The following is a 21,175-nucleotide window of genomic DNA, read 5'->3' as shown; positions in this document are numbered from 1 at the left end:
CCCTCACGAACCGCTGTTCGCCGCCACCCAGGCATCGGCCATTTCGAGCGCCTTTTCGCGTTCGCCGGTCTTCATGCGGTTGGCATATTTCTCGAACAGTTCGTCGGCGGCGCGGCGTTCTTCGGCAGTGCCGAAGCGGTTGGCGAGCATCAGAAAGGACCAGCCCTGGAGGCGGTCGGCGGCGACGCCCTCGCCCTCGAAATAGATACGGCCGAGCTCGGCCAGCGCCGGTGAATAGCGCTTCTTCGCCGAGAGGATGATCCAGCGCAGGCCCTCGGTGCGGTCGAGCGGCACGCCGAGGCCGTTGCGGTGCATCATGCCGAGCTGAAATTGCGCGTCGGCACGCGGCAAAAGCGCCGCGACCTCGAAGGACTTCAAGGCCTCGACATAGTTGCGCTTGAGACCGATTGCTTCATTGCCTTCGAGATAGATCAGGCCGAGCCGATAGGCGGCCTCCGGCTGTCCGCCGCGCGCGGCCTGCAGGTAATATTCATAGGCGCGCGCATCGTTCTGCACGACGCCGCCGACACCCTTGTCGTAGAGATTGGCCAGCAGCCATGCGGCACCCGTATGCCCGCCTTCCGCCGCCGCTTCCCATTCGATGACCGCGCTGGCGACGTCGCCGGCCCGATGCGCCGCGAGACCGCGATCATAGGCCGCCTGGGCCTCGGGCAATGGATTGGCCACGACACCGCCGGCCAGCGTGAAGGTCAGGCCGAGCATGGCGGCGAGCGAGGCAAGGCTGCGGCGAACGGTCATGGATACTCCCGGGCGGACAAGGGGTTCGGGACCATTCTGGCAGAACGGTCCCGAAACCCAAGCCTAAAGCCGGAATATGGTGAAGCTGTGGCGTCAGATGTCGGCGTAGACGTGCTTTTCGGCCGCGCCGCCCGGATGGGTGACGGCGCCCTTGCGGGCGATGCCGACAAGCTGGGCGTATTTCCACAACGCGCCCGAGGCGTAGATGGTCTCGCGCGGCTTCCAGGCCGCCCGCCGCTTCGCCAGCGTGACCTCGTCCACTTCAAGGTCGATGGTGCCCTTCTCGGCGTCGATCGCAATGATGTCGCCATCCTCGATCAGCGCGATCGGGCCGCCGACAGCCGCCTCCGGGCCGATATGGCCGATGCAGAAGCCGCGGGTGCCGCCGGAGAAACGGCCGTCGGTGACGAGCGCCACCTTGTCGCCCATGCCCTGACCGAAAAGCGCGGCGGTGGTGGAGAGCATTTCACGCATGCCGGGGCCACCCTTCGGGCCTTCATAGCGGATGACCAGAACCTCACCTTCCTTGTACTGACGTTTGTCGACCGCCTCGAAGCATTCCTCCTCGCTGTCGAAGCAGCGCGCCGGGCCGGAGAACTTCAGATGGTCCTTCTCCATGCCGGCGACCTTGACGATGGCGCCGTCGGGCGCCAGCGAACCCTGCAAGCCGACAACGCCGCCCGTCGGCGACAACGGATTGGAGAGCGGATAGACGACCTTCTGGTCGGGGTTGAACTTGACGTCTTTCAGATTGTCGGCCAGCGACTGGCCGGTGACGGTCATGCAATCGCCATGCAGATAGCCGCCATCGAGCAACACCTTCAGGACCATCGAAACGCCGCCAACATCATGGAGATCCTTGGCGACGTAATTGCCGCCCGGCTTGAGGTCGGTGATATAGGGCGTCTTCTTGAAGATTTCGGCGACTTCCATCAGGTCGAAATCGATGCCGGCCTCATGCGCGATGGCGGGCAGATGCAGCGCGCCATTGGTCGAGCCGCCCGTCGCCGCGACGATGACAGCGGCATTTTCGAGCGACTTGCGGGTGACGATGTCGCGCGGGCGGATATTGTTGGCGAGCAGATGCATGACGGCGCGGCCCGAGGCTTCCGCATATTCGTCGCGGCTTTCGTATGGCGCCGGCGCACCGCCGGAACCCGGCAGCGCAAGGCCCATCGCCTCGGCAACGCAGGCCATGGTATTGGCCGTGAACTGGCCACCGCAGGAGCCGGCGGAGGGACAGGCGACGCATTCGAGCGCGTGCAGCTCGTCATCTTCCATGTTGCCGGCCGAATGCTGGCCGACCGCCTCGAAAACGTCGACGACAGTGACGTCCTTGCCGTGGAACCGGCCGGGCAGGATCGAACCGCCATACATGAAGACGGAAGGCACGTTGAGGCGGACCATCGACATCATCATGCCGGGCAGCGACTTGTCGCAGCCGGCAAGACCGACCAGCGCGTCGTAGCAATGGCCGCGCATGGTCAGCTCGACCGAATCGGCAATGACATCGCGGCTGGCCAGCGAGGACTTCATGCCCTGATGGCCCATGGCAATGCCGTCGGTCACCGTGATGGTGCAGAATTCGCGGGGCGTGCCAGACGACATCGAGACGCCGCGCTTCACCGACTGCGCCTGGCGCATCAGCGAGATGTTGCAGGGGGCGGCCTCGTTCCAGCAGGTGGCCACACCGACGAAGGGCTGGTTGATCTCGTCCTCGGTCAGCCCCATCGCGTAGTAGTAGGAACGGTGCGGCGCGCGTTCCGGCCCGACCGTGACGTGGCGGCTCGGCAGCTTCGATTTGTCGAATTTACTGGCAGTCATGTGATCGCGCCCGGTTGAGGGGACGCCTCCGGCTTTTCGAGGATGAAAGTTGGCCGGATACTAGGGGGAAGGGTTCGCCGGATAAAGCCCCCATGTTGCCGCATGAGCCCCCGAAATCCGCCAGTTGACCATCGGCCTATGGCGGGGGAACATCGCCTTAACCGGAACACCAGAACCCAATATCCGGATACAGGGAGAAAACACATGAAGGCCGCAGTTCTGCGCGAGGTCGGCAAGCCGCTCGCCATCGAAGACGTGAGAATCAACAAACCGGGCCCGCATGAGGTGCTGATCCGCACCGTGGCGGCGGGCGTCTGCCATTCGGACCTGCATTTCGTCGAGGGCTCCTACCCCTACCCGCTGCCGGCGGTGCTGGGCCATGAAAGCGCCGGCGTCGTCGAGCAGGTCGGCTCCGAAGTCCGCACGGTCAAGCCGGGCGACCATGTGATCACCTGCCTGTCGGCCTTTTGCGGCCATTGCGAGCATTGCCTGACCGGCCATATGTCGCGCTGCGTCAGCCCCGAGACCAAGCGCCAGCAGGGCGACGAGCCGCGGCTGGCCAAGGATGACGGGTCGATGAACCAGTTCCTCAATCTGTCGTCATTTGCCGAGCAGATGCTGATCCATGAACATGCCTGCGTGGCGATCCGCAAGGACATGCCGCTCGACCGCGCGGCGCTGATCGGCTGTTCGGTGACGACGGGCGTCGGCGCGGTGATCCACACCTCGAATGTCCGGCCCGGCGAAACGGTCGCGGTGATCGGCTGCGGCGGTGTCGGCCTGGCGGCGATCAACGGCGCGGCGATTGCCGGCGCCGGCCGCATCATCGCCATCGACATGCAGGGTTCGAAACTGAACCTCGCCAAGCAGTTCGGCGCGACCGACGTGGTCAACGCCAAGGATGGCGACCCGGTGAAACAGGTGATGGAGCTGACCAACGGCGCCGGCGTGCATCATTCCTTCGAGGCGATCGGCCTGAAGGCGACGGCCGAGCAATCGTTCAAGATGCTGGCGCGCGGCGGCACGGCCAACATCATCGGCATGATCCCGGTGGGCGTGAACATCGAACTGCACGGCGCCGACTTTTTGGGCGAGAAGCGCATCCAAGGCTCGATCATGGGCTCGAACCGCTTCCCGGTCGACATGCCGCGCTTCGTCGATTTCTACATGTCCGGCAAGCTGAAGCTCGACGAGATGATCTCGCGCCGCATCAAGCTCGATCAGGTCAACGAGGCTTTCGACGAATTGAAGCGCGGCGAACTGGCCCGCTCGGTGATCATGTTCGACGCCTGAGTTCGGGTGCTCTGGAAGCAGGAAAGGCGGCTTTCGAGCCGCCTTTTCTTTTTGCCGAAAATCGGCATGCGGCACCTTGACGCAAGCGCCGGCAATATCCACCTGTCCCTTGTGTTCAATGCGAACCCCACCGGGAGGACCCCCTCAATGCCCACGGCTGCAATGCTGGACGACCTGCCGAAAGGCGCCTGGATCGCGATGATGGTGATCGGTTTCATCCTCTTCTGGCCGATCGGGCTCGGTATCCTCTTCTACATGATCTGGAGCGGAAAAATGCAGGGATGGAATCGTGATGGTATGCGCCGCTGTTCGTCGCAGTTCCGGCGTCACCGGTCGAGCGGCAACACCGCCTTTGACGGCTATCGCGACGAGACGCTGAAGCGCCTCGCGGAAGAGCAGAAGGCCTTCGGCGACTTCATGGAGCGCCTGCGCCGCGCCAAGGACCAGACGGAATTCGATCAGTTCATGGCCGAGCGCAACGCCGGCGGCGCGACCGCCAACTGAGCGGCAGACATGCGACAGACGAAAGGCGGCTCCATGAGAGCCGCCTTTTTTGTTGGACGACGGATGAGCTGCGTTACGCCGCGCCTTCGAGCCGCTTCAACGCCTCGGCGAATTTCGCCATCGCGGCCTCTGCATCGGCCTTGCGTTCGCGCTGTTCCTCGACGACCTGTTCGGGCGCGCCGGCCAGGAACTTGGCGTTGCCGAGCTTGGCATCGATCTTCTTCACTTCGTCGGCAAGCTTGCCGACTTCTTTCTTGAGGCGCGCGGTTTCGGCGGCGACGTCGATGACGCCCTTCAGCGGCAGGATCAGCGTCGCCTCGTCGAGAACCAGTTGCACCGCGCCGTCCGGGATCGTTTCGGTTGCATCGACCGTTTCGAGCCGCGCCAGACGCTGGATGACGTCGCGGTGGCGCTCGAGACGCGCAAGGCTATCAGCGCTCGCACCCTTGATCAGCAAGGCGATCCTGGCGCCCGCCGGCACGTTCATTTCGGCGCGCACCGAACGCACTTCGGCAATGAAGCGGGTGACCCAGTTCATTTCGGCATCGGCGACCGCATCGCCGAGACCGGCAAGCGCCGGCCATGCGGCTTTCACCAGCATCGTCTCGCGCTTCGGCCCCGGCTCGGCGGTGCGCTGCCAGAGCTCCTCGGTGATGAAGGGCATGAAGGGATGCAGCATCAGCAGAATCTGGTCGAGCGTCCAGGCCGCCGTCGCCCGCGCCTCGGCTTTCGCCACCTCGTCCGTCCCCATCAGCAGCGGCTTGATGAATTCGAGATAGAGATCGCAATAGACGTTCCAGACGAATTTGTAGGCAGCCCCCGCCGCCTCGTTGAAGCGGTAGGTCTCGAGCGCCTCGGTGATCTCGGCCGCGGTGCGCGCCGCTTCGCCGACGATCCATTTGTTGACCGTCTGCGTGAGCGCGGCGGGATCGAAACCCTCGACGCGGACGCATTCGTTCATCTCGCAGAAGCGCGCCGCGTTCCAGATCTTGGTGCCGAAATTGCGGTAGCCCTCGACCCGCGAGGTCGCGAGCTTGATGTCGCGGCCTTGCGCCGCCATCGCGGCCAGCGTGAAGCGCAGCGCGTCGGCGCCGTAAGCGTCGATGAGCTCCAGGGGATCGACGACGTTCCCTTTCGTCTTCGACATTTTCTGGCCCTTCTCATCCCGCACGATGGCGTGGATATAGACGGTGTGGAACGGCACTTCCTGCTTGAAGTGCAATCCCATCATCATCATCCGGGCGACCCAGAAGAAGATGATGTCGAAAGCGGTGACCAGAACGTCGGTCTGATAATAGCGTTTCAGCTCCGGCGTCTGGTCCGGCCAGCCCAGCGTCGAGAACGGCCAGAGGGCGGAAGAGAACCAGGTGTCGAGCACGTCTTCGTCGCGCGCCAGTTCGACCGGCTTGCCGTAATGCTTTAGCGCCTCGGCCGCGGCTTCCTCATCGCTATAGGCGACGAAGATATGACCGTCGGGTCCATACCAGGCCGGAATGCGATGCCCCCACCAGAGCTGGCGCGAGATGCACCAGGGCTGAATGTTGCGCATCCATTCGAAATAGGTCTTCTCCCAGTTCTTCGGCACGAAGGTGGTGGCGCCGCGCTCGACCGCCTCGATGGCAGGCTTCGCCAGCGTCGCCGCGTCGACATACCACTGGTCGGTCAGATAGGGCTCGATGACGACCATCTTCGACTTTTCGTCATGCGGCACCATGACGATCTTGTCTTCGATGCGCTCGAGCAGACCAAGCGCCTCGATGTCCATGACGACATGCTTGCGCGCCTCGAACCGGTCGAGACCACGATATTTCTCCGGCACCTCGTCGTTGAGGCGGCCGTCGGTGGTCAGGATGTTGATCTGTTCGAGCCCCTGCCGCTTGCCGACTTCGAAATCGTTGAAGTCATGCGCCGGCGTGATCTTGACGGCGCCCGAACCCTGTTCGGGATCGGCATGCTCGTCGGCGACGATCGGAATGCGGCGGCCGACCAGCGGCAGTTCGACGAACTTGCCGATCAGGCTCTTGTAGCGCTCGTCTTCGGGGTTCACGGCAACGCCGGTGTCGCCCAGCATCGTCTCGGGGCGCGTGGTGGCGACGACGATGTAGTTCCGCGTCTCGTGGCCGGCCGGATTGCCCTCCTCGTCCGTCAGCGGCCACTGATAGGTGACGCCGTCGGCCAGCGGATAACGGAAATGCCAGAAGTGGCCCTTGACCTCGATATTCTCGACTTCGAGGTCGGACACGGCGGTCTGCAGCTTCGGATCCCAGTTGACCAGACGCTTGTCGCGATAGATGAGGCCCTGCCGGTAAAGCTCGACAAAGACTTTCAGAACGGCCTTCGAGAGCCCGTCATCCAGCGTGAAGCGCTCGCGGCTCCAGTCGCAGGACGCACCCAGCCGGCGAAGCTGGCCGATGATGGTGCCGCCCGACTCGCCCTTCCATTTCCAGATGCGCTCGATGAAAGCCTCACGGCCCATCTCGCGGCGGCCGATATTGCCTTCGGCCGCAAGCTGGCGCTCGACGATCATCTGAGTGGCGATGCCGGCATGGTCGAGGCCGGGCTGCCAGAGCACGTCTTTGCCGCGCATGCGCTCGAAGCGGATCAGCGCGTCCTGCAGCGTGTTGTTGAGCGCATGGCCCATATGCAGGCTGCCGGTGACGTTGGGCGGCGGAATGACGATGCAATAGGGTTTGGCGCCCTCGGGGCCGCCGGCCTTGAAGGCGCCGCTCTCTTCCCAGAGCCGGTAAAGCCGTTCCTCGGCCTCTTGCGGGCTGAATGTCTTGTCGAGCATGGGGGTCGGTATCCGTGAAACGCCGGCGCAAATCAAGCCGCGCCGGGGCCCGTGTTACAGCACAGGCACCCCGGACCGATCAAGCATCGGAGGGAATTTGGACCGGAAAAGGCCGGATCAGCCGCGGCGGCGGGCGATTCGCTCGATTTCCTCGGCGACCAGACGCTCGACCAGCGGCGGCAGGTTGCCGTCGAGCCACTCTTTCAGCATCGGCCGCAGCATGTCGGACACGATCTCTTCCAGCGTCCGGCCGTCGCCGCCGCTCGCCAGCGAACTGGCCAGCGCTCCAAAAGCGGCCGAGGCGGCCCTTTCGGCATCGCCCGACACGATCGGGATTTGGCTCTGGGCACTCATGGCAGGCTCCTCAATATCGATGTCCGTATTCGCTTGAACGACCGGCTCGGGCGCCGGCGCGGCGGTCATGACAGGCGCAGGCGCAGGCGCCGGTTCGGGCTCGGATGCAAATCCGATGTCGTCAACGGCTTCCTCGACGGGTGCGTGGGATGGTTCGGGTTCGGGCGCGAATGCGATGTCGTCCTCGACCTCTTCAGGGGCCGGGACGTACGGGGGCTCCGGTTCGGGTGCCGGTTCGGCCATCAACGGCTCTTCGGGCAAGGGTTCGGTCAGTTCGAGAATATCCGCCTCGTCTTCGGCGGACAGTTCCGGCAGGGCTTCGTCGGCAGCAGCCGGCGCCGCGACGGGTTCCGGCGCATCGCCCGGTTCGTCGCTGCCGCTGTCTTCGGAAATAATCCGGCGAATGGAGGCAAGAATCTCCTCCATCGTCGGTTCCTGTGCCTGGCCCTGATTGCTCATATTCCGATCCTGCCCATCCGGATTCCACCTCTCCGGCCCCTAACGAATACCAATATAACCTTAGGAGAAGTTGAACGATTTTGCCAACTTCCCCTAAAGACTTCGCTAACCGGATGAAACTACTCGTCGCCAGCGGTGCCGAAGCCGATCCACTTGTTGCGGACCTCGCCATAATTCACTTCCGGGTCGTAATAAGTGACCGGAAGCTGCAGCTGGCGCGCCGTGAGCTGACCGGTGGCGGCCAGCAGATTATACTCGGAAACGGCCAGGTCGCGCTCCGCACCGACCAGCGCGACGCGGGCATTGAGAAGCTCCTGCTCGGCGTCGAGCACATCGAGCGTGGTGCGGGCGCCGACCTCGGATTCCTGCCGGACACCTTCCAGCGCGATCTCGCTGGCATTCACCTGTTCAGAGGTCGAGACGATCCGACCCTGCGAGGCCCGCAACTGCTCCCAGGCGATGCGAACCGCCTCGTCGACCTGCCGCATGGCGGCCGACACTTCGAGCCGGCTGCGGTTGTTGATTTCCTTGGCTTCGCGCACGCGCGAATATTCGGTACCGCTCTGGTAGAGCGGGATCGTCAGCACGCCCAGGATCGAGCTTTCCTCGACATCGCGAATGGCGGTGGCCGGATCGCGGCCATACTGATAGCGCGCCTGCACGTCGAAGGACGGCAAGAGCGCGCCCTTGGCGACCGAGACGGCCCGGCGGCTCGCCGATTCGGTGTGACGGGCGGCCAGCAGCGTCGGATTGTTCTCCGCCGCGAGCTCACGCGCCTGATCTTCGTCACCCGGCAAGCCCGCGAGAGGCACCGGCTTTTCGAGCGTACCGGGCGCCTGGCCGACAACGCGTGAATAGAAGGCGCGGCTTGCCGTCAGTTGCGCCTCGGCGCCGATGAGATTGGAACGGGCGAGGCTCAAACGCGCTTCCGACTGGGCGACGTCGGTGCGCGTCAATTCGCCGACGCGAAACCTGTCCTGCGTCGCATCAAGCTGGCGCCGCAGCACAGCAACGTTGTTCTGGTTGAGCCGCACAACACCTTCGTCGCGGATCACATTCATATAGGCCTGCACGGCAGCCAGCAGCGTTTGCTGCTCGACACCCGCCAAGGTCTCGCGGCCGGCCTGCACAACAGATTCGGCCTGCCCGGTTGCATTGACCGTTCGGCCGCCGGCAAAGATATTCTGGTTGAGCGTGACGGCACCGGTGGCGGGCCGGCGATCGTCGCTGGCCGTCGCACCACCGACCAGCGTCGTGTCGGTATTGATCGCGCCGTAGGAACCTTGCGCCTGCAACGAAGGCCGCCAACCCGACAGCGCCTGCGGGACCTGTTCGTCGGTGGCGCGCAACTGGGCGCGCTGGGCCTGCAATGTCGGATTGGTCTGGTAGGCGGCCGTCAGCGCATCCAACAGCGTGTCGGCGGCGGCAGGTGTCGCGAGCGCCAGCATTCCGGTCAACGCCGTCGTGCCGAGCACCGTTGCCATCATTCGCTTCAGGGACGTTTCCAAGGGTCGTTTCATTGTCTTACTTCTCCGCAAAGAGGCGGTTTCGTCCCTCAACGCATCCGCGAATGAACCAAGTCTTCGACAGGCTAGATGTAGTGTGCCTGAATTACTATTCCCAGTAGAGCTGAGCAATGCCGCGAATAGGTGCAATCTGCCATCATTTTCAGAAAACAAAGCTCTCCGTGGCCACAAAACCGGGCAGCGGCTGCACATTGGCATCAAACGCATCCCGGCCGCTCAGCGTATCGCCGGCCCTTACGTAGATCCGCGCCCGGCCCAAAATACCGTCCCCAAGAACCGCGACGATCCGGCCGCCATCCTTCAACTGCGCCTTGAACCCCTCAGGGATAAAGCCGATAGCGCCGCTGAAGAAGATCACATCGTAAGGCGCCTGCTTCGCATAGCCCTCATTCAGCGCGCCGGTCACCACGACCGCATTGTCGACGCCGAGGTCGGCCAGTGCCGCCGCAGCGCGCGCCGCCAGTTCGCTGTCGCTTTCAAGCGCCACGACCGTTCCGGCAAGATGCGACAGGACGGCCGTCGAATAACCCGTGCCGCACCCGACATCCAGCACCAGATCGTCGAGCCCAACCGCCGCGAGCTGGGCCAGCTTGGCGAAAACACGGGGTTCCATCAGAAAGCGCGGGCTTCCCCCGCCGTCGGTCAAGGCAATGTCCTCGTCCATATAGGCAAGGCTTTGACGCGGCGGCGGCACAAAACGTTCCCGCGGTATCGCCGACATGGCGTCGATCACCCGTCCGTCGGTTACGGCGTTGACCCTCACCTGGCTCTCGACCATGTTGTGACGGGCGGCGGCAAAGTCGGTCATCTGGGAAGTCCTGGCCGTGAAAAAGGGATGAATGCGGGGACGGCTTGTACCCGCCGCGTTTATACTGGTCCCGTGAACCAAACTCAAATTCGCCCTGCCGCCGAAATCGACAGCGCGAGACGGCGACACCGCCATTAAGGCCGCAGAAATCTCCTTGGTCTAATGATCGTTGTACCCGGGCCGGGGAATTGCTATACCCCGCCCGCCCTCGGAAATGGCCACGTGGCGGAGTGGTTACGCAGCGGACTGCAAATCCGTATACCCCGGTTCGATTCCGGGCGTGGCCTCCAGGGTTCCGATTTATGCGGTTTTCGGTGCGGCAGGGATTCGGACGATCGGCGTGGCCTAGCGCCAGCCCCGCCCGGCAACCGGAGCCTGGATCGGCTCGCCCCCGCGCCCTTGGGCCTCGGTCGCAAGCATCGCCCCCCAAAGCAGGCCCAGCAGCAAATAGAGATGGCGCCAGCTGTCGATGTCGATAATGACACCCTCGGCAAAATGGCCGATCAACGCCGCATAGGCGACGATCAACATGCCTTGTTGCGGTCCGGCTGCAGACGCCGCGCGCCATCCGCGCGCAACCGTCACCGACACGAAGGCGATGAATGCCAGACCGGACAGAAAGCCGCCGGCGACCAGCACATGCAAATAGACATTGTGGGTGTCGAGATTGTTGATGCGGGCCCATTGTGCCGGACCGATGCCCCATGGTTTTTGCAGGACAATCGAAAAAGCCCGCGCCTGGCTCTCGAAGCGGCCGTGCTCAGGATCGACGTCATAGTCCTGAGTCAGCGACGCACGCTGCTCGAACAGCGCCGACACTCTGGGACTTGAAAGCGCCACGCCAATTACGACCGTCAGCACCAAAGCCATCAGCGCAGAGAACCCGATCAGTCGAAACGTCTGCCGCGACGAACGTGAAGTTGCAAGTGTCAGAACGACGAAGACCGCAGCCGACAGAACCAGATTGCCCCACGCACCGCGCGAAAAGCTGAGCAACACACCGAGAGTCAGAAGCCCGAACGGCAACAACATCCAGAGCGAACGGAGCCGCTGCGCCGTGCTGAGCTTCATTGCCAGAAACAGGATCGGCGCCACAAGAAACGGACCGAACACATTGGGATCGTTGAATGTGCCTGTGGCGCGCCCAAAAACCAGAAACGCCTCCGAACCCGGGAGGAGATGGAAATAGCCGCCAACGCCAAGTCCGGCAGCGACACAGGCAGCGGCCGTATAGGCCCAGAACACGATGCCGAGCCGACGCGTGACGTCGGCATAGACGAACGAGGAAAAGAAAAGAAACGTTCCGATCAGATAGATCGACACGATCATCGCCGGCCGTGCCTTGTCGAGATAGAGCGCGCCCATCGCCCCGATCCCATAGCCAATGACAACGAGACCCCAAAGGACCGCGGGCCACCCGAGACCACGCGGAAACTTGAGGCCGAACAGAAACAGCAGACCGACCGTGATCGCCATCAGCATGTCGTAAGGCGTCGGCTGATCTGCACCCTGTTCCGACCGGACGTAGAAGCTCGTCAGAAGAACCAGAACGACCAGGCCCTCACCGAGACGAAGCGCAAGGTTCGGCACCGGCACGCCAGAACGCCGCGCCGTTGAGTCAATCTGCCAACCCTCGACGCTCATTGTCCGGCGCCTGTGAAATGGCTCCTTGCACTGTCAAAAATCGAGACATCTGCCACCGCCGCATGGCGCGATTTTTTTGCGTCGAGAATGCGGGCATAAAATCCGTTTACGGATGCGACCATGTCCGTCACCGAAAACATCTGCGAGATACGTGCCTGAAGGCGTATCGCCGATGCACCGATATCGCCCGGTTCCGAAAGCGCATGGGCAAGCGCCTGCGAAAGAGCCACGGCATCATTCGGCGCAACGAGGCGATGGGCCTCGCTGCCGAAAATCTCGGGAACGCCACCGACTCGCGTGGCAATGAGCGGTACGCCCGCCGCCGCCGCTTCAAGCGCCACATAGGGGAGCGACTCGTTCCATGACGGCATGACGGCGATCCGCGCCAGCCGGAACGCTGCCCGCGCAGGCATCGCGCCGAGAAACTCGACACGGATACCGGGCGGCAGCCCACGCGCAAGGTCCTCGAACCGCTTCCGGTCCGGACCCTCACCGACAATTTTGAGACGTGCCGGCCGGCCGAGCAATCTCATCGCTTCAATAAGCGTCGATACGCCCTTCAGCATCCGCAGTTCGCCAATGAACAGAAAATCGGCGGCGGCATCGGCATGCCCGACCGGCATGAATTCGTTTTCTGCAAGACCGTTGTGAATGACGGCAGTCGCAGCACCCGGATTGCCGACCTTGGCAATAAACGTGGTCCGGCTGAAATCCGACTCAAAAATGAATCCATCGGTGCGGCTGCGCATCAGCCGTTCCGCTGCGAGGAACGCAAATCCGTGTGGCGTCATACCGCTATAGTGGAGCGTACCGCCATGCGGCGTGTAAACGCGTATCGCCTCGCTGCTCGCTGGCGCCAAACGCGCCAGCAGGCCGCCTTTGGCGCCATGACCGTGAACGACGTCCGGACGGAGTCGGGCGATCAAGGTGCCGATTTCCCGCATATTGGCAAGGTCGCCCAGGCCGGGCAATCGGTGCATCGGCAAGACATGCAGGCCGAGCCCGCAACTTGCTTCGAGCGCCGCGAGCCGTGCGGCGGATACGCCGTCGTCGGGTGGCGGAGCGCAGACGACGCCTGCCGCTATGCCCGCCGACTGCTGACCCGCCACGAGATCCAGTACATGACGAAAAAGACCGCCCATCGGCAGCCGCATCACATGCAACACTCTCATCGTTCTGGTCGCGCAGTTGGGCGCCGGCGGTTGCATCAGAAATACCGTTCTCTGACGAGAATCGTATCGCCAGGCATGACAGGAGCCTTGCTGTCGACACCGAGCTCGACGATCCGGTCTCCAAGATTTCGCGTGATCCGGACACGGTCTTCATTGGCGCGATAACTGTAGCCGCCGGCGATCGCAACTGCGCTTTGAACCGTCATGCCGCTGACATAGGGGTATTGCCCGGCACGTTGCACTTCTCCGAGAATGAAGAACGGCCGGAACTGCATCACCTGCGCGCTGACATTGGGATTGCGGAGCAAACGGCGGCCGAGCTCGACGGCCACGACCGCCTCGAACTCTTCGGTTGTCAGGCCGCGTGCCACAATCGGCGGCAACAACGGCATGGAGATCGAGCCCGTTCCATCGACCGTGAAGTCGCCACTAAGATCCGCTTGCCCGAATACGGTGACCCGCAGCTGATCGCCCGTGTCCAGCCGATAGGCGTCAAACTCACCCGAGGCCGGCCGCTGCTCCAGCACACCGTACTGGGCACAAGCCGCGAGGGTCATGCAAAGGGCCACCAAGATACCTGTAAACCCGGCCTTCATCGACGCGTCTCTTTCTTTCAACCTGCCCCTCCGGACGGTAGCGCCCGAAGGGTTAATTTTTTGCAATCGGCGCGGTGCAGACGACCGACGGCCCTTTGAAAAGGCTCGGTGAACACCGGCTTTGCCGTAGCCTGATGGTTTCCCGTTAAGGCTTCCGTTACCCAAAAGCCGTCTACTGCAAGCTGCTTTGAATGGGGTATTCGCAAGCTTCCGCGCACGCGGCGGACCTGACTTGGGCATACCGGCGAGCGGAATTGATGACCGATACCCAGATGAATCAGGCTGTGACCTTCGGCGACAGGCGCCGCACTGCGCCCGGCGAAGGCGCAAGCGGCGACATCTCGCCCTGGGATATTCTGCGCGGCATCTGGGCGCGCAAGGAAATCGTCATCGTCGTCTTCGCCGGTTTCATGACCCTGGTGCTCTTCTGGCTCGCGACTGCGACGCCGACCTTCACGGTCGAAACCCGCGTCATGCTCGCGCCCCGCACCGGCGAAATCTCGACATTCGACATTGACGTCAGCAGCCCTCTGCCGGACAGCGAGACGCTGCAGAGCGAAATTCAGATCATGACGTCGCGCCGCCTGATTGCGCAACTCATTCAGGATCTGGGCTTGGGGGCAAATGCCGAGTTCAATCCGGCGCTGCGCCAGCCGGGGTTCATGGACCGCGTTGTCATTGCCTTCAGACTGCGCGAACACAACCCGGTTACCGATATCGAGGAAATCGCCAATCAAGTACTGGCGCGGCTGGAAATCTTCCAGAAGTCAAATTCGCGCGTCATCGCAATCCTCTTCACCTCGACCGATCCGCGCATGGCCGCCGCGATTCCCAATCGCCTGGCCGATCTCTACATCGCGCAACAGATCGAGGAAAAAGCCAACGTCAACAGCGAGGCAACACGCTGGCTCGCGCATCAAATCGACGAACTGCGCGTCAAGGTTCAGGAATCGGAAGCGGCTGTCGAGGACTTCCGAACCGAGTCCGGTCTGTTTCTCACAAACGGATCGACGGTCCCGCAACAGCAACTGACCGACCTCAACAGCCAGCTCTCGGTGGCCGAGGCAGATCGCGCGGCCGCGCAGGCCAAACTGTCCAACGCGCGCAATCTGGTTGCCTCCGGCAACGCGGTCAATTCGGCCGCAGAAGTGCTGCAATCGCCATTGATCCAGAACCTGCGCCAACAGGAAGTCGCGCTGCGGGCGCAAATCGCCCAAATGTCGGAAACGCTGCTGCCGACACATCCGCGGATGCTGGAATCGCAGGCCAACCTCGCCGACCTCGAAACGCAGATCGAGAAGGAGGTCTACAAGGTAATCGAAGCGCTGGAAAACGAAGCACGCGTCGTCAATGCACGCGTCGCGGCCGTCCGCGAGAATCTCAATCGTGCACAGCGCCGTACCGCCCAGCTCAATCAGGATGACGTGAAACTCCGGGCGCTGCAGCGCGAAGCCGATACCAACCGGGCACTTCTGGAGTCCTTCCTCCGCCGTTATGAGGAAGCCAAGGCTCGCGCCGAAGCCGACACGCAATCCGCCAACGCGCGCATCGTCTCCCGCGCCCAGCAGCCGACCGAGCCCACATCGCCCCGCACAGGGCCGACGTTAATGCTCGGCGCCGCAGCCGGACTGATCCTTGCCTTTCTCGTCGTGTTCCTGATCGAAGTTTTTGCACGCGGATTCCGGATCGGCGAACAGATCGAGCGCGCGACCGGGATGCCCTTTCTGGGCTTGACGCCCGAGCTTGATCCCCGCGCCGGCGCGCGCGCACCGGCGAGCGACCTGATCCGCGATCCCAACGGCCTCTATGCCGAGGCAATTCGGGCACTGCAAGGCAACGTGTTGATGGCGCGCATCGGCAATCGCCGCGCGCGCACCGTCCTCGTCACGTCATCGGTCGCCGGTGAAGGAAAAACATCGACTGCCGCCAGCCTTGCGCGCGTCTTTGCGATGGGCGGACATCGCACGATCATTATCGACGCTGACATGCGCGCACCTGCCCTTCATCTTGCCCTCGGCGCGGCACCGCTCCCCGGGTTGTCGGAACTGCTGACCGGTCGCGCCGCCTTTCAGCATGTCATCCGGTCGGAACCCGGAAGCCCCGCACATCTGCTGCAGGCCGGTTCGCCTCTTGCCAACCCGACGGCTGCGCTGGCATCACCGCAAATGCAGTGGGTATTGTCGGCGCTCCAGCAAACCTACGACTATGTCATCATCGACTCGCCCGCAGCCATGGCTGCCGCCGACGCTCAGGTCCTGACCAAACTTTCAGACGTCACCATTCTTGTCGTACGATGGTCTTCGACGAGCCGACAGGTTGTTGCCCATGTGCTGAAGTTGCTCTCGGCCGCGAGCAGCCGCCGCGTCGGCATCCTGCTGACACGCGTCGACATCAAGCGGTATCGGCGCTACACCGACACGGTGATCGAGGAATATCCTGCGCGCGCACCGCGCCGCCGCCTCGCCTTACGCTAGGCCAGCGAATATTCAGGCCACAGCGCCACTCGCTTTGCGCCCCAGAAAAATGGCGAGCGCCCTTCGGCGGTCACCAACCAGCTTCTTGACCGCATCGTAGATGGGACGCAGCGCCTGATAGGCCGCGATCTTGACCCAGTCCCAAGCCATATTGGCGCCAGCAGGCGCTTGCGGCCAACCAAATTTGCGCAGAACTGCATTGACATAGGAAAGCCTCACGAGCCGCCGCGTTTCTTCCGTCTGCCAGGTAATCGAAAATGAAATCGACACTGCATCGCCGTTCTTGACCCAATGCGGATCGAAGATCGGCACGAAGAGGCCCTCGCCAGGCGCAATCTGCCGATGCGTCGCCTTGGCCTCCAGCTCATCGCGATATGGCAGGTTGCGATGCTTGCCGGGAAAAAGCTCCGAATCTTCAGCGCTGACGACCTCCCTGTCGCGATGGTCAAATAGCGACATGCGTTTGGAACCACGAATCTGCAGCAGGAAATTCTGCTCCGGATCCGAATGAAATGGCGTCACGTTGCCCGGCGATGTCACAAAAATGAAGGCTTGCCGATCGAGTGCACCGCCCATCAGCCCCCCGGTCTGTTCGGCTGCCTGATCAAGGCAGGCGTCGAGCAATGCCTTGTATTCCGGATCGCCCTCGGCGTTTTTGATGACCATCCACGACTTCGCATGCTCGATGCGCCGAACCGTTTCCTCGGGCGTCAAGCCATTGGACGGCGTCCGATTCGGATCCTGGTTCGGCTCCACCGGACCGTTGAATTCGATCCGGTCGGCGGGCAGCGAGGCTGCGAGACGTGCCAGACGATCGAGTTGGAACAACGGATGATCGGCCAGATGGTGGCAAATCCGGAAGCTCGCCTCCGGCAATGACGATGACACGGTGCCCGGTTCGATTTCAATGAGCCTGGTCATTCTCGATCTCCTTGCGAATTCGACGGTAGAGAAAACGCAGCTTTTCCCGCGCTTGTTCGGCGAAGCGTGTCATGGCGGCGCTGTAGGACAGAAACGCCGGGCTGGCGCGATGGCACGTCGAAACGGTTACACTGCGCATCGTCCGACGCTGCGCCCAGATATGATCGATCATCGGGTGACCAGGCATGGCGCAGGAATCGACCCATTCGATCCGATCGTCACGCAGGAACGCGCCGATGCCTTTCAGCATCAGCAACGTCCCGGGCGAATACTTTCCATAGATTTCGTCAAAGGCGATTTTGAACGTATAGAGGCCCGGGCCTGAGCGAAAGCTCGCCAGCATGGCGATCGGTCGGCCGTCCAGCGTCAGTTCAGTGCAGATGAGTTTTTTCTGCGCCTGCGCGCCTGCACAAATAGTCTCGAACCACGCTCGCTCGTTGCGACGCAGCTTCATGGCCGTACCGCGTCTGCCTTTCCACCCCCCCGCCTCGAGGGTCAGAAACCGCTGCACCCAGGCAACTGGATCCGCGCCGCCATCATGCGCGACAAAGGCGAGCTGACCTTGTTCGGCCAGCCGGTTCCACAATCGCGAAAACTCCTTCCGCTTTTTCTTGCGGATATGCGCAGCCAGATAAGCGTCTTCATCAAGATCGGACCGCAGGAAGGCACGTTCATGTCGATCGGTTTCGAGCCACGCACGTTTTCGCTCCCGCAACACCTCTTCGAGCGCGGTATCAAAGGCCCCCGCGACTTCAAACAGTGGAAAGCGCACCAGCGCCGCGCCGGATTGATCGGCAAAGTCAAGGAAACGCCGCACAGCGTGACGCTCGTGTCCGGACCGAACCAATGGTGTGACGGTGTAGCTGTGGATGTGCTCCCATAGCGACCAGACCGGGACCGGCAGGCCAAAATGGCCCCGCACAATTCTGAAGGGGAAAACACCAAGCAGCATTCGCCTGTTGTCGCGGCCAGGTTCACTCCAGACCAGCGCGACCTGCGCCGCGGCCCGGCCTTGCAGGTGCTCCATCGAAGCCGCCAGGGTTGCACTCTCGAACTGCACGTTGGTGTCGACGGACGCCTGCGCAAGTTCGTCGATGTTTTCGAGATAGGGACCCATCGCGTCAGCGCTTTCCAGCACCACGATGTCTGCGGAAGGCGGCCTGTCATAGGCATAACGCGCGGCATGGCTCAACCGCTCGACGGAAAGCGGCAAGATGTTTTCGCTGCGCGAAAAACCGAGTCCGGAAAACAGTGTGTGCCGGCGAATATCAGTCATGCGCTTTCCTGTTCTGACCTTCAGACGGCCGCCAACTTGCGAATCCGAAAGCCGGCGAATACGAACGCCGTGATACCGAGCCGCCGTCGCACGATGACGGCGAGCCAGAGGGTGGCAAGAATAATGGAGATAGCCGTCGAGGCAGCCGCCCCCTCCAGGCCGAAGCGCGGCACAAGGATCAGATTGAGCGCCACGTTCAGTACCGCCGCACAACTATAGGCGATTGCGGTTGCGTTCTGATTGCCCGTCATGTTGAGCAGATATTCGATCGGCCCCGTAGCCGCGCGCGCCAGGAATCCAAGCATCAGGAGCCATAACACCGAATAACCGGCAGCAAACCCGTCACCGAAGAGCCCGAGCGCGAACTCGCCGATTGCCAGCAGGAACAAGCCAGCCGCAAGCGTCGGCCAGAAGACCCATTGGATCACACCATGCATGAAGGTCTGCAGTTCATCGTGCTTGCCGGCAGCATAGAGTTCGGCGAACTTCGGTACCGCCAGCGCCGACAATGCAAAGCAAATGAAGGCCATCAGATTGGCGATACGCGTGACCGCGAAATAGATACCGATCTCGTCCGGATCAACAAAATACCCGAGCAGCAGGACGTCGGTGTTGACAAGAACGAGGAACAGTCCTTCGACCAGCACCAGCGGCGCCGAGATCGCAACCCAGTGCCGGACATGAAAGACAGGTTTGGCGCGTGGCATCGTTTGTGCGACGCGGCGCGTCAGCATCACGCGCTGACCAATCAGCGTCAGCACAGTCGCTGCCAGCGCACCCATCGTCACCTGCAGTCCCGTCGGCGTTCCGGAGAACAGAAGAATTCCGCCGGCGAAAGCAACGATGGCGAGCGGCCGAATGACGTAGGCCGGGATATAAGCCAGGTTGACCCAGCCGAAAGCGCGCGCCGCCCCCTCCTGCCAGTCCATCAAGGCAAAGGCCGGCACGCATAGCAATCCGACAACCAAAGGCAGCACGTAGAAGCTTTCGATATGGTCGCGCACCGCCCAGAGGATACCGATACCAACAAGCGCGGTCACAACGCCAAACGCCAGAACGATATAAAACGATGCCGACAGCATGCCGGACAGGCGGTGCCATTTCGCCTTGGCGCGGTATTCGGGCACGAAGCGCAGCACCGAGGTACCGAATCCCATCGGCACGATAATGCCGAGTATGATCACCCAGACCCAGACATAGGCAAAAACGCCATACTCATAGACGCCCATCCAACGCGCCAGCAGCACCTGACTGAGAAGGGCGATCGCCGCGCCGGCGACGCGAATACCCATCACGAACGCAGCACCGCGCACGACGCCGGCAAGATGGCCGTCGCCAAGCCTCGCGGCGATGGTCTCGCCGATCCGCCTCAGCGGTTGCGGAAACGCGTTAACACTCATTAAGCAAGCCCTCAGGCCCCGGCAGCCCGCAAGGAGGCAGCAGCGGCGCGTAACCGGGTAAACCAGTGCCAAAGTAGCGGGCTCTGCTTGATGAAACGTTTAGCGAAGGCATGGGCGATTTCAGGCACGACACCGAACCAGCCGATCAGGTTGTTGGGTTCAAAATGGTCGTGGAGGCGAATTTCGACCTCACACCACTGCTCCTTGTAGGCCTCGTCACCAATCGTGAAGTCAAACTCGCTGTGACCAGTGGCCGTCGCATGGGCCATCAATTCCATGAGCTGAATCACGCCGGGACCGTATTTGGCCGCTTCGGTTGTTTCGTCATAACTGGCAAGCACATAGGAATAGCGCCCGCCAAAGCTGACGCCCCAGTTCGCCGCCGCAATGGTGCCGCCGACGTCGAGATAGCAAATGTGAACCATGTCGCCCGCATCGGCACTGGTCGCCAGATCGCGATAGAAGTCCCGGTAGCCGGGCTTGTCGAAGAGATTGGCAACGCCCATGCGGGCAAACGCCACGGCCTTCTGCGCCATCAACACGTCAAGCGCGCGCAATCGTTCTGTCGCCGTTTGCGGCGTCACCAGCGACACAGCACCGAACTCTTCGGTCTTGCGGCGCTTCTGCTTGTCACGCTTCCGGCTCGCCGACGAACGCTTTTCGCCGTAGTAGCTGTTCCAGTCGGATTTGAGCATCGTCTTGTGGGCGAAACAGGCGTGAGGGCGATTTCCGGCCAGCGCCATGAACGGATTGGGTTGCGCGCCGACTTGCTCCGGCATCCGGTCCAGCGCCACGACATGATGGACGGGCAGCAGCCCACGTATCTGCGCCCATAGCGCCGGAAACCGATCGGAGCCGACGCATTTCTGGAAGTTTTTCGAGAGAAGGGGCCCCTGATAGTCGCAAAGATCGCCGCCGAGCCACGACAGGCGATTGCAGAAGAAGCCGCTCCGGACAGCCAGCGGCAGGATGAACAACGCCCCACCCGCACTGTCCCAACCAACGACAATCGTCGGCCGGACGCCCTGATTTGTCCCGATATGGCGCTGCCATGCCGTCAGCCAGGCATAGGTCTGAAAGGGCGTGCAGTCGCCCGTCTGCTCCAGTTGCTGCCAAACGGCCTTCAGGGGCTCGAAATCTTCATGAACCGAAAGCAGCACATCGGGACCGACGGCGGCGTTTTCGGTCCACGGACCGGCCAGAATCCGGGCGGATTCGTGTGTTTCGGTCTCCGGCATCGTCGCAATGCCGGCTTTATCGGCAATGGGTCGGGTCAGCGGCGTCATTGGGGGGGCCTCGCCACGCTGGTCTTGGTCTTTCCGGTCAGCAAGTGGCGTGATTTTTCTCGATTTCGGACGCACATCCCTGCCTTGC

The 21,175-nt window shown here is 62.5% G+C and carries 16 protein-coding genes and 1 tRNA gene; 4 read left to right on the top strand and 13 right to left on the bottom strand.

Features of this window, described 5'->3' with window-relative positions; translation table 11 throughout:
- Positions 1 to 3 precede the first annotated feature (3 nt).
- Both Q7V31_RS15340 and ilvD read right to left on the bottom strand, forming a co-directional pair.
- Entirely contained in the window at positions 4 to 759 is a 756-nt protein-coding gene (locus Q7V31_RS15340; RefSeq protein WP_304735532.1) for a tetratricopeptide repeat protein, read from the bottom strand.
- A gap of 93 nt (positions 760 to 852) precedes the next feature.
- Complete coding sequence (gene ilvD, locus Q7V31_RS15335) at positions 853 to 2,583, bottom strand: dihydroxy-acid dehydratase (RefSeq protein ID WP_304735530.1); 1,731 nt, start codon at positions 2,581 to 2,583, stop codon at positions 853 to 855.
- Between the two features lie 204 nt (positions 2,584 to 2,787).
- On the opposite strand from ilvD, the gene Q7V31_RS15330 reads away from it, so the two are divergent.
- Entirely contained in the window at positions 2,788 to 3,876 is a 1,089-nt protein-coding gene (locus Q7V31_RS15330) for a Zn-dependent alcohol dehydrogenase (RefSeq protein ID WP_304735528.1), read from the top strand.
- Between the two features lie 147 nt (positions 3,877 to 4,023).
- Positions 4,024 to 4,380, top strand: coding sequence for a DUF2852 domain-containing protein (locus Q7V31_RS15325; protein ID WP_304735527.1), 357 nt, complete (start codon positions 4,024 to 4,026; stop codon positions 4,378 to 4,380).
- 73 nt (positions 4,381 to 4,453) lie between these two features.
- On the opposite strand, the gene Q7V31_RS15320 is transcribed toward Q7V31_RS15325, so the two are convergent.
- The 4 genes from Q7V31_RS15320 to Q7V31_RS15305 form a co-directional block, all read right to left on the bottom strand.
- Positions 4,454 to 7,171 carry a valine--tRNA ligase gene (locus Q7V31_RS15320; RefSeq protein WP_304735525.1) on the bottom strand — a complete coding sequence of 906 codons (2,718 nt, stop codon included), beginning with the start codon at positions 7,169 to 7,171 and terminating at the stop codon, positions 4,454 to 4,456.
- A gap of 117 nt (positions 7,172 to 7,288) precedes the next feature.
- Positions 7,289 to 7,525 carry a DUF2497 domain-containing protein gene (locus tag Q7V31_RS17380; RefSeq protein WP_370690678.1) on the bottom strand — a complete coding sequence of 79 codons (237 nt, stop codon included), beginning with the start codon at positions 7,523 to 7,525 and terminating at the stop codon, positions 7,289 to 7,291.
- A 578-nt stretch (positions 7,526 to 8,103) separates the two neighbouring features.
- On the bottom strand, positions 8,104 to 9,504 hold the full coding sequence (locus tag Q7V31_RS15310) for a TolC family outer membrane protein (protein WP_304735523.1): 1,401 nt from the start codon (positions 9,502 to 9,504) through the stop codon (positions 8,104 to 8,106).
- 148 nt (positions 9,505 to 9,652) lie between these two features.
- Positions 9,653 to 10,318, bottom strand: a complete 666-nt coding sequence (locus tag Q7V31_RS15305; RefSeq protein WP_304735521.1) for a protein-L-isoaspartate O-methyltransferase — start codon at positions 10,316 to 10,318, stop codon at positions 9,653 to 9,655.
- A 216-nt stretch (positions 10,319 to 10,534) separates the two neighbouring features.
- Between Q7V31_RS15305 and Q7V31_RS15300 the strand changes: the two genes are divergently transcribed.
- A tRNA-Cys gene (locus tag Q7V31_RS15300) sits at positions 10,535 to 10,608 on the top strand.
- Positions 10,609 to 10,663: 55 nt separating this feature from the next.
- Here the strand turns inward: Q7V31_RS15300 and Q7V31_RS15295 are convergent.
- From Q7V31_RS15295 to Q7V31_RS15285, 3 genes are read right to left on the bottom strand one after another with little or no spacing between them, the layout of a single operon-like run.
- The gene (locus tag Q7V31_RS15295) at positions 10,664 to 11,962 is read right to left on the bottom strand and encodes an O-antigen ligase (RefSeq protein WP_304735520.1); all 1,299 of its coding nucleotides are present in this window, start codon (positions 11,960 to 11,962) and stop codon (positions 10,664 to 10,666) included.
- A complete protein-coding gene (locus tag Q7V31_RS15290; protein WP_304735519.1) occupies positions 11,959 to 13,134 on the bottom strand; it encodes a glycosyltransferase family 4 protein in 1,176 nt (391 codons plus the stop codon). The genes Q7V31_RS15295 and Q7V31_RS15290 overlap by 4 nt, the downstream gene beginning before the upstream one ends.
- A gap of 35 nt (positions 13,135 to 13,169) precedes the next feature.
- Entirely contained in the window at positions 13,170 to 13,751 is a 582-nt protein-coding gene (locus Q7V31_RS15285; protein ID WP_304735517.1) for a polysaccharide biosynthesis/export family protein, read from the bottom strand.
- A gap of 236 nt (positions 13,752 to 13,987) precedes the next feature.
- On the opposite strand from Q7V31_RS15285, the gene Q7V31_RS15280 reads away from it, so the two are divergent.
- Positions 13,988 to 16,204: a polysaccharide biosynthesis tyrosine autokinase gene (locus Q7V31_RS15280; RefSeq protein ID WP_304735515.1), complete on the top strand. Its 2,217-nt coding sequence runs from the start codon at positions 13,988 to 13,990 to the stop codon at positions 16,202 to 16,204.
- 12 nt (positions 16,205 to 16,216) lie between these two features.
- Here Q7V31_RS15280 and Q7V31_RS15275 read toward each other — a convergent pair whose 3' ends face one another.
- From Q7V31_RS15275 to Q7V31_RS15260, 4 genes are read right to left on the bottom strand one after another with little or no spacing between them, the layout of a single operon-like run.
- Positions 16,217 to 17,125: a cupin-like domain-containing protein gene (locus Q7V31_RS15275; protein WP_304735514.1), complete on the bottom strand. Its 909-nt coding sequence runs from the start codon at positions 17,123 to 17,125 to the stop codon at positions 16,217 to 16,219.
- Positions 17,109 to 18,401, bottom strand: coding sequence for a GNAT family N-acetyltransferase (locus Q7V31_RS15270; RefSeq protein ID WP_304735513.1), 1,293 nt, complete (start codon positions 18,399 to 18,401; stop codon positions 17,109 to 17,111). The genes Q7V31_RS15275 and Q7V31_RS15270 overlap by 17 nt, the downstream gene beginning before the upstream one ends.
- A gap of 20 nt (positions 18,402 to 18,421) precedes the next feature.
- Positions 18,422 to 19,801 carry a flippase gene (locus Q7V31_RS15265; protein ID WP_304735512.1) on the bottom strand — a complete coding sequence of 460 codons (1,380 nt, stop codon included), beginning with the start codon at positions 19,799 to 19,801 and terminating at the stop codon, positions 18,422 to 18,424.
- Positions 19,802 to 19,812: 11 nt separating this feature from the next.
- Positions 19,813 to 21,087: a GNAT family N-acetyltransferase gene (locus Q7V31_RS15260; protein ID WP_304735511.1), complete on the bottom strand. Its 1,275-nt coding sequence runs from the start codon at positions 21,085 to 21,087 to the stop codon at positions 19,813 to 19,815.
- Between the last annotated feature and the right edge of the window lie 88 nt (positions 21,088 to 21,175).

Origin of the sequence: Parvibaculum sp. (assembly GCF_030651915.1) — a bacterium.
In the GTDB taxonomy this organism is placed as follows: domain Bacteria; phylum Pseudomonadota; class Alphaproteobacteria; order Parvibaculales; family Parvibaculaceae; genus Parvibaculum.
The sequence above is the reverse complement of the archived record's forward strand: the minus strand, read 5'-3'. Positions and strand labels throughout refer to the sequence as shown.

Excerpts from the sequence above, each read along its gene's own strand:
- Q7V31_RS15320 (WP_304735525.1), bottom strand. The coding sequence starts at position 7,171 with ATGCTCGACAAGACATTCAGCCCGCAAGAGGCCGAGGAACGGCTTTAC.
- ilvD (WP_304735530.1), bottom strand. The coding sequence starts at position 2,583 with ATGACTGCCAGTAAATTCGACAAATCGAAGCTGCCGAGCCGCCACGTC.
- Q7V31_RS15260 (WP_304735511.1), bottom strand. The coding sequence starts at position 21,087 with ATGACGCCGCTGACCCGACCCATTGCCGATAAAGCCGGCATTGCGACG.
- Q7V31_RS15270 (WP_304735513.1), bottom strand. The coding sequence starts at position 18,401 with ATGACTGATATTCGCCGGCACACACTGTTTTCCGGACTCGGTTTTTCG.
- Q7V31_RS15325 (WP_304735527.1), top strand. The coding sequence starts at position 4,024 with ATGCCCACGGCTGCAATGCTGGACGACCTGCCGAAAGGCGCCTGGATC.
- Q7V31_RS15340 (WP_304735532.1), bottom strand. The coding sequence starts at position 759 with ATGACCGTTCGCCGCAGCCTTGCCTCGCTCGCCGCCATGCTCGGCCTG.
- Q7V31_RS15330 (WP_304735528.1), top strand. The coding sequence starts at position 2,788 with ATGAAGGCCGCAGTTCTGCGCGAGGTCGGCAAGCCGCTCGCCATCGAA.
- Q7V31_RS15310 (WP_304735523.1), bottom strand. The coding sequence starts at position 9,504 with ATGAAACGACCCTTGGAAACGTCCCTGAAGCGAATGATGGCAACGGTG.
- Q7V31_RS15290 (WP_304735519.1), bottom strand. The coding sequence starts at position 13,134 with ATGAGAGTGTTGCATGTGATGCGGCTGCCGATGGGCGGTCTTTTTCGT.
- Q7V31_RS17380 (WP_370690678.1), bottom strand. The coding sequence starts at position 7,525 with ATGAGTGCCCAGAGCCAAATCCCGATCGTGTCGGGCGATGCCGAAAGG.
- Q7V31_RS15305 (WP_304735521.1), bottom strand. The coding sequence starts at position 10,318 with ATGACCGACTTTGCCGCCGCCCGTCACAACATGGTCGAGAGCCAGGTG.
- Q7V31_RS15275 (WP_304735514.1), bottom strand. The coding sequence starts at position 17,125 with ATGACCAGGCTCATTGAAATCGAACCGGGCACCGTGTCATCGTCATTG.
- Q7V31_RS15280 (WP_304735515.1), top strand. The coding sequence starts at position 13,988 with ATGACCGATACCCAGATGAATCAGGCTGTGACCTTCGGCGACAGGCGC.
- Q7V31_RS15295 (WP_304735520.1), bottom strand. The coding sequence starts at position 11,962 with ATGAGCGTCGAGGGTTGGCAGATTGACTCAACGGCGCGGCGTTCTGGC.
- Q7V31_RS15265 (WP_304735512.1), bottom strand. The coding sequence starts at position 19,801 with ATGAGTGTTAACGCGTTTCCGCAACCGCTGAGGCGGATCGGCGAGACC.